We start from the raw sequence: 1,091 nt of genomic DNA, 5'->3' as shown, positions 1-1,091 counted from the left end.
TACACTTACTAAGCTTCCTAATTTTTTGTAAAAATATATAACGCTCAAAACCTTTATTTCACTAAGTTTCTAAGCAGTAGTATTTTTGTTAATGTTTATTCCCATTCTTCAATAAGTATATTTTTCTTATCTCAAAACCTTGTATTATAGCCATTCTTTTTTTATATTTTCTTGTATTTTATTTAGATTATATTGGTTTTTGATATAAAATACTTCAAAAGTACTTCATTTAAATTTATTTGATAGCTATTTTCGTAGAAGTTCTTGCCAATTATCTATGAAGCTTTTTAGTGAAATTCTAGAAATAGGCACAGAAGAAATCTCCCTGTGTCCATTTCATACTTTATCACTCTTCAGTAGCTTCTTTTTCTTGTCTGTTTAGTTCTTCTTCAAATGATTCTACTATATCAGTTTCTAAATCCTTAGATAGCCAGTTTGGATATTTTGCAAAAAGTTTTTTTAATGCTTCAACAAAATGTTTTGTTGCATATTCTGTATTAATATCATCAACAAATTCAGTAAGCGTCCCAAATTCATCATATGTCATTTCATTGTCCATATAATCAGTAAATTTATCCAAGTCTTCTTTTGATTGTAATAATGATAATATTTTCTTCCAAACTTCTTCTATTTTAAATTCATCTAAACTGCTTAGTTTATCTCTCTCATCTAAAAGTTCTTTCATTTTATCACGACTATACATTATTTTTTCCTCCTATTATTCTTTTTAGTCGGTTGTTTGTAATCCGGACAAATTGTACTTGGTTTACCATCTTTACCTTTTATAACAACAACTTTTACCCCTTTCCAAGTTCCTGTCATATGCTCACCTGATTTTTTGTGTTTATTTACTTTAAGACTTGCTACATGATTTCCTGCTCTTTTAATATCTTTTGCTGTCCAAGACTTAGGAAACCACACTTGTCCATTACCTTCACCTGGTCTTTTGGATTTTATTTTATGATTTTCAATACCACCAATTCTTACTCCATTCGGAAAAGTCTTTAATATATTAATACTACATATATCGCTGCTATTCAAATAAGAGATAATATGGAAACTCGAAAAAAATTAGTCAATAAATCAAAAAA

Annotated in this window: 2 protein-coding genes; both read right to left on the bottom strand. The window is 27.8% G+C overall.

Annotation, left to right across the window (positions count from 1 at the left end):
* Positions 1-346: 346 nt before the first annotated feature.
* Positions 347-703 carry a hypothetical protein gene (locus G540_RS0100485; protein ID WP_027106386.1) on the bottom strand — a complete coding sequence of 119 codons (357 nt, stop codon included), beginning with the start codon at positions 701-703 and terminating at the stop codon, positions 347-349.
* Entirely contained in the window at positions 703-1,041 is a 339-nt protein-coding gene (locus G540_RS06770) for an EndoU domain-containing protein (RefSeq protein WP_051188898.1), read from the bottom strand. The genes G540_RS0100485 and G540_RS06770 overlap by 1 nt, the downstream gene beginning before the upstream one ends.
* Positions 1,042-1,091: the final 50 nt, after the last annotated feature.

This window comes from Ligilactobacillus ceti DSM 22408 (genome assembly GCF_000423245.1).
GTDB classification, from domain to species: domain Bacteria; phylum Bacillota; class Bacilli; order Lactobacillales; family Lactobacillaceae; genus Ligilactobacillus; species Ligilactobacillus ceti.
Note: the sequence above shows the minus strand (reverse complement) of the source record. Positions and strands in the feature narration are given on the sequence as shown.